Source organism: Bartonella japonica, assembly GCF_040545385.1.
GTDB lineage: Bacteria > Pseudomonadota > Alphaproteobacteria > Rhizobiales > Rhizobiaceae > Bartonella > Bartonella japonica.
Genome location: NZ_JBEPLT010000003.1, coordinates 84126 through 96013 on the forward strand (window position 1 = coordinate 84126; position 11888 = coordinate 96013).

Sequence of the window (11888 nt, forward strand, 5' to 3'; positions counted from 1 at the left end):
TTTCTTATCGTATTAAATATTGTTTTTCAGTTGCTACCCTTTGTTCTGATATGTCGTAAATCCTTACTTCTTAGGACAGAGAAGAAAGCAAGGGCAATAATGAATAAGAAATTTCGTCAAGGTCTATCGCTTCGTGCATTTGCGAAAAAGATGCATGTTTCACCTAATGCAGTGGTTTCTCGATTTAAGACAGGGAAGTTTGATGCTGCTCTTTTTGAAGATGGTTCTGTTAATAAAGCCGTTGCAACAGCTATCTGGAATGAGAATCCCACGAAACGACCAGCTCCATTTTTAGCACCTGATGGGCAAGCTCGGACAAAGATCAAACAAGTTTCTACAGAAGGAGCCAACGAATACAAGATAAAACTGGAGCGAATGCAAGTTGCTCTTGAAAGCGAGAAGATTGCTCTTGAACGCTTGCGGAATACTACTGTTGATCGCGAGGAAATGAAAAAAGCGGCACGTGAGTTTGGCAGAGCACACCGTGATGCTATGTTAAATTTTCCTCATCGTTTTGGTGCAAGTATTGCCGCACAAGTTGGATGCGATGCTGCTAGCCTTATAGGTGCTATTGATTATTACATGAGAACAGCTTTGCTTGAGGCAGTTAATATTCCAGTGCCTTTTCATGAATCACATTCTTCAGAGTTAGAGAAGTTACAAGAAACGAATAATGTATGAAAATGCAGTTGAAGAATTTTTTGCCAATGCCAATGACGCGCGACAACCTGACCCACCATATACTGTTTCCTAGTGAACGGACCTATGCAATGGGCTCTAGCGCTAATTATGGTTTTTGCTTCCTGTGTAGGATTAGTTTTTATTATTAATCGCTTAAGAGAACAAGGTTTATGATCTTGTGGGGAAAAAATATTTTGTGGTGATAATGGCAGCTTTAGCTGCTTTTTTTATGGCTTTAGCTAAGGCTTTTCGTTTTGGCAAGAAGACTGAACGGCAAAAGCAGACATAGACTATCGTCAAGAGAGCAATAACACGGCTAGAAATAGAAAATGAGGTTAATAAGAAAAGTGATGCTGATGTGCGTGCTGAGCTTTCTCGCTGGGTGCGCAACAAGTAAATACTCTTCTTGTATTGGCTGGTCTCCAATTTATTTAGAGCAGAAAGATCTTCCTGTGATGAGCCAAAACTTAGCAAGAGAGATATTAAAACATAACAAGCAAGGTGAGCGCTTATGTGGGTGGAAAGGTACTAAGAAAAAACACAAGACGATACAAAACTTACAGAAGCAGAAAAAAACATGCTTCAAGAAATTATCATTGCTTACCAAAGTGTGAAAATGATGTCGCTTCTCATGAAGTAGATAGTATTTTTTTTTGCTTATCCTTGATTTTGCGCGTCTAATGGATGCCATAGACAATATTTTTGCACATTTTAAACATAATTCTCAAAGAATTAGCCTTTTGAATTAGCTTGTTTCATGGATTTAAAGCTTTTAATAATGTATACTTGATATGATCAGCTTCGGAATTTTCGTTTTTTAAAGACGAAAAGAAAGTTAAATTTTTATAAAACAACACGATTGCTTATCTTGTATAGATCAGGAGGGGGATAATGAGAACAAATTTAAGTGGCCGCGTAAGAAATACATCTTTACCAGAAAGTCATGCTTTACTACCTCTTTTTGAAGCAGTTGTGAACTCTATTCATTCTATTGAAGAAAGGGGAAATGATTTTTCCTCAAGTTACATTACAATCTCAATCATAAGATCAAACCAAGCTTTACTGCCACTTAAAAAAGATACAGAAAAACTAAACGAGAAAGAAGTTGTAGGTTTTAAAGTAATTGATAATGGTACAGGCTTTAATGATCATAATTTTCAATCATTTGAAACTTTAGACTCAGATCATAAAATAGAAAAAGGTTGCCATGGTGTTTAGGACGACTTTTATGGCTTAAAGCTTTTGATAATATAAAAATCAGGAGTATTTATGAAACGGATAGAGGATTAAAAGGGCATGAATTTTCATTCGATGTTGTTAAAGGTATAAAAGCATTAAACGATTTTCAAGACAATTGTACAAAGAGAGAAACTGTTGTTGAGTTAACAGATCTAAAACAAAACTATAAAAAACGTATTCCTAAAAAACTACAATCTATCGCAAAAGCACTCTTAGAACATTGTCTCTGGTATTTTGCAAGAGCCGGTAGTTGTCCTTCTATAGCTATTAAAGATGACTCAGAAAAGATATTATTGAATGATCTATATGAACAATGCATGCATGGAGCCGTTTTTAATGAAGAAATAAAAATAGAAAATTATAACTTTTCTATTATGCATATTAAATTTAGGTCCTTATCTTTAGAAGGACATACTTTATCTTTTTGTGCAGACAATAGAGTTGTCACAGAAGAAGTGTTATCTAAGAAAATTCCTGGTATGCACTTAAAACTGCAAGATAATATAGGTGAATTTATCTACTCTTGCTATGTTAGCTCCTCTTTTCTGGATGAAAGGGTACGTTCTGAAAGAATAGGCTTTGATATTGAAGAAAATATTTCAGATTTGCTTGAGAAGGTAGAGATATCATTTGATAAAATACGGAAAGCTGTATGCTCTAGGATTCAAAAATACTTAGATAAAGAATTAAAGCAAAACATTCAAAATAGTGAGAAAATAATTGAAAAATTCGTAGCCGAAAAAGGACCACGTTACCGTCCAGTTCTAAAACGTTTAACTGAAAATGCTTACATAGATTTCCCCTCAGGCTCTGACCAAAACTTAGAGCTTTTCCTTCATAAACATCTTATTGAATTAGAAGAAAAGGCTTTAAAAGAAGGTCGTGATATTTTGCAAGTTGAAGAAAATACAACTTATGAAGAATACTTAAAGAGAGTTAGCGAATATGTAGAAATGGTAAATGATCTTAATCGCTCTGATCTAATAGGTTACTTATGCCATAGAAAAGCTATCTTAGATCTTCTAGAAAACGCTTTAAAGAAAGGCGATAAAGGCTACGCTAAAGAAAAAGTTATTCACAAACTCATAATGCCAATGAAGTGTGATTCCAATGACATTTTTATAGATAATTGTAACTTATGGTTAATAGATGAAAAGTTAGTTTTTCATAATTATTTAGCTTCTGACCTCCCATTGAAAGAAATGTCTATTACAGGTTCTATAGAAGATAAAAGACCTGATATATGTGCTTTAAATGTATACGACAAATCTATTTTAATATCAGACGAAGAGCCTATGAAATTGGCATCTCTTTTTATAATAGAAATTAAACGCCCAATGAGAGATGATGCACAATTGGGAGATAAAAAAGATCCTATTACACAAGTGTTTGATTATCTAGATAAAATTAGAGAAGGTAAAGTACAAACATTCAATGGTCGCCCTATAAACAATTCTGTTAATATACCTGGTTATTGTTATATTATCTATGATTTAACTCCTAGCATGATGAAGTGTTGCAAAAATTGGGATTTAAGAATGACAGGTGATAAAATGGGGTATTTTGGATATCATAAAAGCTATGAGGCCTACATAGAAGTGATTTCATTTGACAAGCTTGTAGATAATGCCAAGAAAAGACATCGGTTATTTTTCGATAAGATGAAGTTGTAAGTAAAATGATTTCTCCTCCCAATATTGGCAAATCAAAGCGTGTATCACGGTCATAATCAACAAATTGGTTTTTTAACTTTTTCTCACGCTAAATAAAATAGCGACGAGCATGTCTCCCTTTCTCATTGCGTTCAACCATTGAGAGTTTTTTCGCCATGTCTAGAGTAAGATGATATTCGATACTTGGACGACTACCTTTAGGTTTTACTAAATTAAAAGACATTCTTGAGAGAGTTGACAAAAAAGAGGCATCCTATAGAGATAGGTTGCAAAATCCTATTCCCGCACCTTTATTTTACTATCCCACACCATGAAAAAAGATAAATAAGATCAATAGATTATATGTAAAGAAAAAGCGTATGGTGGGTGATGAGGGGATCGAACCCACGCCCCGCTGATTAAGAGTCAGCTGCTCTACCGACTGAGCTAATCACCCATTACCCTTTAAAAGATGAGGATAAGCGGTTCTATAGCGCTCCTAAAGGAGGATGTCTAGATAGTTTTGTTATTTTTGAGAAAAAACTGTTATAGTCTATAGTTAAACTGGCTGTCTGATTAAAAATATGGTACTGTCTCTTGATCTTATATAAAAGTAGAACCATTATAAAAAACTCTATAAATGGGATGGCTATTAATAGAGAACTGTGAGTTGGAGGACGGTCGCGCGTAATGCCCGAGAAAAATTCAGATGAACCTTCTTGTAGCTGCAAGTGGTGTAGGCTGTTGTTCTGTTTTATAATTTTTTTCAATAACCATGTGTATTTAAGCAATATTTTGCGGCTTTTTGCGTTGAGTGCAATTTTTTTGCGTTCAATATTTTTTATCTGTCGTGGGAATAAAAGCCTATGAATCTGTTTTTTCAATCGTACACTTTTAAGTTTTTAAAGGATGAACTGTGATGGAGTGGATCGTGGATCCTCATGCGTGGTTTGGCTTGGTCACGTTGATTTTTCTCGAAATTGTTTTAGGAATAGATAATCTTGTCTTTATTGCGATTTTAGCTGAAAAGTTACCGCTGCATTTGCGTGACCGTGCACGCTTGATAGGTCTCACTTTAGCATTAGTGATGCGGCTTATTCTTCTTATGGTTATTGGATGGGTGATGAATCTTGATACGATCATTTTTTCATTTTCGTCCTTTGTATTTAGTTGGCATAGCCTCATCTTGATTGGTGGTGGAGCTTTTTTGCTAGCAAAGGGAACTCTAGAATTACATGAAAGGTTAGAAGGTGTTTCGCACGAAAGAAAAGTTGGTGCTGCCTATGTCGTATTTTGGCAGGTAATTGTTCAAATTGTGGTGCTGGATGCCGTGTTTTCTTTAGATAGTATTATTACTGCAACAGGTATGATCGCAAAAGAGCAAGCATCGGTTATGTATGTAGCTGTCATTGTTGCTATGGGCGTTATGATGTGTGGATCTGGTTCTCTTATGCGTTTTATTAATCGTCATTCCACTATTGTAATTCTGTGTCTTGGTTTTTTAATGATGATAGGTTTTACTCTCATTGTTGAGGGATTTGGTTTTCATATTCCAAAAGGGTATTTATATGCCGCTATTGGTTTTTCTGTTCTCATTGAAGCTTTTAATCAAATTGGACGTCGTAATCGTGAAAAGATGATTACGACAAATGATCTGCGTGGTCGAACAGCTGATGCAGTTTTAAGACTCTTAGGTGGAGGAAATAAAGATGGTAATCTTGGTGAGACTGTGGATGTTATTGCTGAACAAGCAGCTGCTTCTGATCTATTTAGGCGTGAAGAAAAAGAGATGATTCGTGGTGTTCTCGATTTGGCTGATCGTCCTGTTCGTTCTATTATGTCACCGCGGAATGAAATTGAGTGGTTGGATTTAAATGGTGACGAAGGTGAAATGCGTGAAGAATTACAAAAGGTTAAACATAGCCGTTTAATTCTTGCTCGTGAGAAAGTAGATGAGTTTGTTGGGGTTGCTTTAACAAAAGATCTTCTTTTAAATTTGGCTGAGGGCAAAAAGATAAATTGGAAAAAAGCTATGCGAGAACCGCTTGTCGTTCACGAAAATACAAGCGTTTTACGATTAATGGAGCAATTACGCCATTCTTCGGTTCAGCTTGCAATTGTTGTTGATGAGCATGGCTCTTTTGAAGGAATTGCAACACCAACCGATATTCTTGAAGCTATTGCGGGTGATTTTCCTGATGATGATGAAGAACCTATGATAGCAGAACAACTTGAAAATGGAAGTCTTCTCGTTGAAGGATATGCTGATATTCGACGTTTAAGTGGTTATCTTGAGCGTAATCTTGTTGATGAAGCAGATCGTTATACCACTCTAGCAGGATTTATGCTTTGGAGGTTTGGTCATTTGCCGAATGAGGGAGAAAGTTTTGAAGCTGACGGTTTACGTTTTAAGGTTATCGAAATGGATCGACGCAATGTATCTAAAATCCTTATTTCTCCACTTGTGATACCAGAAAAAAGCTAATTATTTGGCAAATAAGGTGATAATAAAGCTCTTTTTATGATAGAGAGCGTGAAGATTTGTGGTCTAATTGTGTTGTCATTATTTTTTTAGTTCCTTAAAGTATGAAATGATGAATATATGAAAGTTAGAATATAAAAACATTTTCATGTATTTTGAATCATTAGGTTGGTATGGAAAGAGAAGTACTTTAGAGCTCAATACAAAAAAGACAAATGAAGATAATGTCCATGATAATTTATCCATGGAGTAGAATTTGGTGCTACTATTATTAATATATGTGCATGAAAAAAAGAGGGCATTTGGGGGATCAATTTGTTTTTTCATTTATTCAGGAGGTGTTTTTGAGTTTCGTTTCCAATATTGGTGAGTCTCAAAAATTGTTACAACAAATAATGAAATGATGAATGGTATAATTAAATAAAGCATTCTAAATACAATAAGTGCAGCAACAACATCAGGTGGATCTACACTAGGCATGCCTGTTATGAATAAAGCTTCCAGAACACCGATTCCTCCAGCTGGAGCATTAGAGAGAAGAGTTATAGTGAAAGATGCTAGAAAAACACCAAGTACAGAAATAAAATGCACATCTGTATTGTGTGGAAGCACAGCATATATAATTCCTGCTGCTCCTACAAGCTCTAAGGGGCTGATAAGAAGCTGTTGAATAACAATTTTGAGTCGTGGGTAGGAAAGCTGAATTTTTTTGCTCAAGCGTAAGGGTTTTAATTGAAGCCAACTGCCAAAAGTATAAAGCACTATACAGCTGAGCAGAGCTGCACCAACTGTTATACCAAGCCATTCAGGAAGATCATCATGAATAAGAGTGATAATTTTAGGTTGCAGAATCAAAACGATCCCAAAAAGCAAAATTGTGCCTATCACAAAAGTAAAAGAGCAAAAACCTACCAATATCGCAATTTCTGTTCCATTTAGTCCTTTCATTTTATAGGCTCTATAGCGCACAACTGCACCAGAAAAAACAGAAGCACCAATATTATGTGAAAGTGCATAGGTCGTAAATGAACATATGGCGATAAAAATCCAAGAAATTTTATGGCCTAGATGCTGTAAGGCAATTCGGTCATATCCCGCAAGAGCAGCATAAGCTAAGAGAGAGCATAAACAGGCTAACAGCCAGTGTTGCGCACTTAAATTGCTTAAGCGTTCCAATACATCATTGAAAGAAATGGTAGAGAGCTTTATATAGAGAATGCGGATAGATATCAGCATTGCTAAGACACCAACAAATGGCCATATAAACTGTTTTATTTTCACGCTTCTTTATCCATTTTGTGTTTTCTGTGAATGTGATTCATAATTGTGCATATTCTTTACAGATCTTTGCCCTGTTATATGTTCGATAAACCCATGAGCAATTTCTTCATTATCAGTTACTACAACATTCGCTCCTAAATCAATAAGATAAGTTGTCTCTACATCGGAGAGTGCATGGGTGATGATTTGGATGTCTTTTCTCATAGCACGTATATTCACGATACATTCTCCTACTTCAATGGTGCTTCGCATTGTAATAACAACTTTGTATGCATTATCTATATTGGTTGCATTTATTACTTCTTGTTGAATGATATTACCGCAAATTACCTCGAAGCCATCTGCAATTGCTTGATCAGCAAGGCGTTTTGATTCTTCCACTATCACTATAGGATTATTTGTGTCCATTAAAGATAGTGCAATATATTTACCAATACGACCATAACCAATAATTACAATATGGTTCGTTTGTAAGGTCATTGGCAAAGACTCTTGGTCAGAATCTTGAGGATCAATATCAATGATTGTTTGCGTATCTTGTAATTTTGCAGGAAAATTTTCTAGGTATTTTTTAATTTTGTTACAGGCAATAAAAACAAGAGGATTAAGCAAAATAGAAAGAATAGCACCCCCGAGAATTAAATCATGGGCATCGTTGTTTAGAAGTCCCAAGCTCAAACTTAAACCCGCAAGAATAAAAGAAAATTCTCCAATTTGGGCAAGGCTTGCAGCAATGGTCAAAGCGGTTGCATTAGAATATCGAAAAGCTTTAACGATAAAGAAGGCAACAGCAGATTTTCCTAATATAATAATGAATAATGTTGCTAAGAGAGGGAAAAAATGAGTTAATAGTTTCCCTAGATCAAATAACATACCTACAGAAACAAAGAAAAGAACAGAAAATGCGTCTCGTAATGGTAAGGACTCTTCTGCTGCACGATGGCTTAATTCCGATTCACTCATAACCATACCTGCAAAAAAGGCGCCAAGAGAAAGAGAAACCCCAAATAAATGGGCAGCTCCGAAAGCTACTCCTAGTGCAATAGCAAAAACACTAAGACGAAATAATTCACGTGATCCTGATTGTGCACTCATTTTGAGTAACCACGGGATCATGCGTCGTCCAATAATGAGCATAAGGGTGATAAAGACAATAACTTTCAGAATGGTGAGACCAAAAATTCCCCAAATACTTAAATCCAACCATTGAACAAGGGGATCAGGGGCTTCTTTTTTAGTATTGCTAAGGACGTTTGCTAGTGATGGTATGAGGACAAGTATAAGAACCATCGCTAAATCTTCAATAATCAGCCACCCAACAGCAATACGTCCTTTTTCTGTTTCAATAAGATGGCGTTCTTGCAAAGCACGCAGCAGGATAACAGTACTTGCTATTGATAAAGCTAAACCGAAGACTAGGCTCCCGATAAAGCTCCATCCCATAATCAAACCAAGGCACAAGCCTAGGAAAGTGGAGAAAGCCATCTGTGCAATGGCAGCAGGGATAGCAATAGCTTTGACAGATAAAAGATCCTTTAATGAAAAATGCAATCCAACACCAAACATCAGCAAAATAACACCAATTTCAGCGAGCTGATTAATAATAACGGAATCTATTTTAAATCCGCCTGTATTGGGGCCTACAATGACACCAGCCAACAAATATCCTACAAGTGGTGAAATGCGTAAACGACTTGCAATCATTCCCAAAAGAAATGCTAAACATAAGCCTGAAACGATAGTTGTAATAAGAGGTGTGTCATGGAGCATGGGCTATTTACGACTCTTTATCAAAAAATGAATAGGCTAAAACAACAGTGATTTTTGTGAGAAAAAAGGAATGAGATATTATATGAAGTAGTCATGGCATTTTTATTTCGTTTGAGTGTTTATATGATTATTACGTTCACGCCACCAATTCCCTAGAAAGAGTAAAATAGGAGCAGCAATAAAGATAGAGGATGATGTTGCAATAATAATGCCGAAAACCATAGGAAGTGCAAAATTATAGACAGCACTTCCGCCCCATATAGCCATAGGTAACATAGCGAGAATTGTGGTCGCTGATGTAAAAAGACAACGTACAAGAACTTGGTTAATTGAAAGATCAATAAGTTCACGCAACGGCATTTTTTTATAGAGACGCATATTTTCACGCATTCGGTCATAGACAACGACTTTATCATTTATCGAATAACCAACAATTGTTAAGAGAGCGGCTATGGCTGTCAAATTGAAATCAAATTGAAATAAAGCAAAAAAACCAACCATTTTTGTAGTGTCTAAGATAAGTGTTACAATCGCACCAACGGCAAAGAACCATTCGAAGCGCAACCATATATAGAGAGACATCGCAATTGCTGCGAGAATAACAGCGGTGAAAGCAGCTGTAGAAAGCTCACCTGAAATTTTGGGACCAACAACTTCTATTTGATCGAATGTGGCATCTGGATAGATGTTTTGGACGGCTGTTTTTACCTTATCAATGGCGTTGGTTTGTTGTGCTTCGTTACCATTTTGTTTCTGTATACGGATGAGAACAGTGTTTTCATTATCAATATTTTGCAATGTAATTTCGCCGATGTTAAGGGTAGCAAGCTCAGAGCGTAAGGTTGATAAGCTTGCTGGTATTTTGGTGGTAATACTCATTTGGCTACCGCCAATAAAATCAATTCCAAAATTCAATCCAGGCTTAAAAAACAGAAAAACTGAAGCAAGCGATAAAATAAGGGAAACACCAATACCAATGAAGCGCGCTTTCATGAAGTGGAATGTTGTATTTTGTGAAATGAGGTTGAAAAGAGAGTGAAGATGTAGAGTTTTAATTTTCCATTTGCGAATAGCCCAAATCATCAAGATACGCACGATGGTGATATTTGTGAACATGGAGATGATAATACCAAGCAACATTGTTACAGCAAAACCACGAACGGGACCTGTACCAAACCAAAATAGTAAAATAGTTGCAATAATTGCAGTAACATTGGCATCAATAATAGTTGCAAAAGCGTGCTTAAATCCACGGTCTAAGGCTGCAAAAGCACTGACACCTTTTTGGCTTTCCTCACGTATACGTTCGTTGATAAGAATATTGGCATCGACGGCGATACCGATGCCTAAAATAATACCAGCAATACCCGGTAATGTAAGCGTTGCACCGAGAAGACTTAGGGCAGCAAATGTTAAAATAGTGTGGAGTGCTAAGGCTATATTTGTAATGGTTCCCCAAGTTTTGTAGAGAAGAAAAATAAAAACTGTGACAAGAATAAAGCCAATTATTCCGGTGTAAAGTCCCATTTGGATGGCATCAGCACCAAGATTTGGACCCACAGTTCTTTCTTCAATTACAGTGAGTGGCGCAGGTAAGGAGCCAGCACGTAGAAGAGCAGCCAAAGTTGAGGCTTCTTTAGGGTCAAAATTCCCTGTAATTTGACCTTGTCCATTGGGAATGACGCTATTTATAGTGGGATAGGTCAAAACTTTATTATCAAGAACGATTGCAAAAGGACGATTAATATTTTGTCGCGTTATATCTGCAAATATTTTTGCACCAGTAGAGTTTAATGTGAATGAAATAATAGAACGTCCTGGTATTTGGGGGTCGAAACCAGCACGGGCGTCTTTCAAGACATTTCCATCTAAAGCAATTTGGTCATAAATTACGTAGCGTTGTGTCTCGTCTGTATATCCAGGAAGGATTGAAACGCCTATCGGAAGGTTATTGATATCCACGTGAGAGGGCACAAGATGAAAGGTCATTTTAGCAGTTGTTCCTAAAAGATTACGTAACTGCTTTGGGTCTTGTAAACCGGGTAATTGAACCATAATACGATTAGTTCCGACCTTTTGGATGGCTGGCTCAGTAACACCAACTTGATCTATACGGCGACGAATGATTTCTAAGCTTTGTTCAATAGCTTTGCTTATGCGGTCCTTAATACCAGCTTCAGTTAATGTGACACGGATCGTTTCATTTTGAGTACTGATTGCGATATCATTAGCTGTTGTGCCAAAGCTACTGTGTATAGGGGTGATCAATGTTTTCAAAGCAGAGAGTGCTTTTTCAGTTTCTAATGGATCAGAAACAAGCACAACAATACTACCTTCAATGATACGAGTACTTGAGGTACGGATTTGTTTTTCACGGAGTATGTTACGTACATTTCCTAAAACTGTGTGTAATTGATCGCGTTTCAATGTTTGGCTATCGACTTCAAGTAGGAGAGAAGAGCCTCCTTGAAGATCCAGACCAAGCGTTACACGGGTGTTGGGTAAAAATCGTGCGTTTTTAACTTGTTCTTGCGAAAATAAATTGGGTAGTGCAACGTAAATGCTGCTTAAAAGGACAAAACAATAAAAAGTGGTCAACCAACCAGGTGTACGCATGATAATATTCCGCTAATAGACAATCTAATAGTTATTAAAATTAAAAGGCAGAGGTAAGATAATAGTTTCATAATTCAAACAAGAGGAGGAGCGCGTTGATTTAAAAAATAGTGTGTTTGCAGGTCTTCAAGCCGTATGTAAAAGACTATATTTCTTATTAAAAAGAG

Annotated in this window: 7 protein-coding genes, 1 tRNA gene and 3 pseudogenes; 6 read left to right on the top strand and 5 right to left on the bottom strand. The window is 36.5% G+C overall.

What is annotated here, in order from left to right; translation table 11 throughout:
- Positions 1 to 99: 99 nt before the first annotated feature.
- The 5 genes and pseudogenes from ABID39_RS02605 to ABID39_RS02625 all read left to right on the top strand — a co-directional run bounded on the left by ABID39_RS02605 (position 100) and on the right by ABID39_RS02625 (position 3593).
- A complete protein-coding gene (locus tag ABID39_RS02605; protein WP_354185756.1) occupies positions 100 to 681 on the top strand; it encodes a hypothetical protein in 582 nt (193 codons plus the stop codon).
- A gap of 170 nt (positions 682 to 851) precedes the next feature.
- Positions 852 to 1078: pseudogene (locus ABID39_RS02615) on the top strand (hypothetical protein).
- A gap of 116 nt (positions 1079 to 1194) precedes the next feature.
- Positions 1195 to 1417: pseudogene (locus tag ABID39_RS07915) on the top strand (hypothetical protein).
- A gap of 155 nt (positions 1418 to 1572) precedes the next feature.
- Positions 1573 to 1899 carry a hypothetical protein gene (locus ABID39_RS02620; RefSeq protein WP_354185758.1) on the top strand — a complete coding sequence of 109 codons (327 nt, stop codon included), beginning with the start codon at positions 1573 to 1575 and terminating at the stop codon, positions 1897 to 1899.
- Positions 1884 to 3593 carry a hypothetical protein gene (locus tag ABID39_RS02625; protein ID WP_354185760.1) on the top strand — a complete coding sequence of 570 codons (1710 nt, stop codon included), beginning with the start codon at positions 1884 to 1886 and terminating at the stop codon, positions 3591 to 3593. Before ABID39_RS02620 ends, ABID39_RS02625 begins: the two co-directional genes overlap by 16 nt.
- On the opposite strand, the pseudogene ABID39_RS02630 reads toward ABID39_RS02625, so the two are convergent.
- A pseudogene (locus tag ABID39_RS02630) lies at positions 3591 to 3801 on the bottom strand (antA/AntB antirepressor family protein); the annotation flags it as partial. The gene ABID39_RS02625 and the pseudogene ABID39_RS02630 overlap by 3 nt on opposite strands.
- A gap of 152 nt (positions 3802 to 3953) precedes the next feature.
- Positions 3954 to 4029, bottom strand: a tRNA-Lys gene (locus ABID39_RS02635).
- Between the two features lie 462 nt (positions 4030 to 4491).
- On the opposite strand from ABID39_RS02635, the gene ABID39_RS02640 reads away from it, so the two are divergent.
- Positions 4492 to 6057 (top strand): TerC family protein, encoded by a 1566-nt coding sequence (locus tag ABID39_RS02640; RefSeq protein WP_354185806.1) that lies wholly within the window; start codon positions 4492 to 4494, stop codon positions 6055 to 6057.
- A 324-nt stretch (positions 6058 to 6381) separates the two neighbouring features.
- Here the strand turns inward: ABID39_RS02640 and ABID39_RS02645 are convergent, their stop codons facing one another.
- The 3 genes from ABID39_RS02645 to secD form a co-directional block, all read right to left on the bottom strand.
- Complete coding sequence (locus ABID39_RS02645; protein WP_354185762.1) at positions 6382 to 7335, bottom strand: lysylphosphatidylglycerol synthase transmembrane domain-containing protein; 954 nt, start codon at positions 7333 to 7335, stop codon at positions 6382 to 6384.
- A 6-nt stretch (positions 7336 to 7341) separates the two neighbouring features.
- Positions 7342 to 9105, bottom strand: coding sequence for a cation:proton antiporter domain-containing protein (locus ABID39_RS02650; RefSeq protein ID WP_354185764.1), 1764 nt, complete (start codon positions 9103 to 9105; stop codon positions 7342 to 7344).
- A 102-nt stretch (positions 9106 to 9207) separates the two neighbouring features.
- Positions 9208 to 11721, bottom strand: a complete 2514-nt coding sequence (secD, locus tag ABID39_RS02655; protein ID WP_354185766.1) for a protein translocase subunit SecD — start codon at positions 11719 to 11721, stop codon at positions 9208 to 9210.
- Positions 11722 to 11888: the final 167 nt, after the last annotated feature.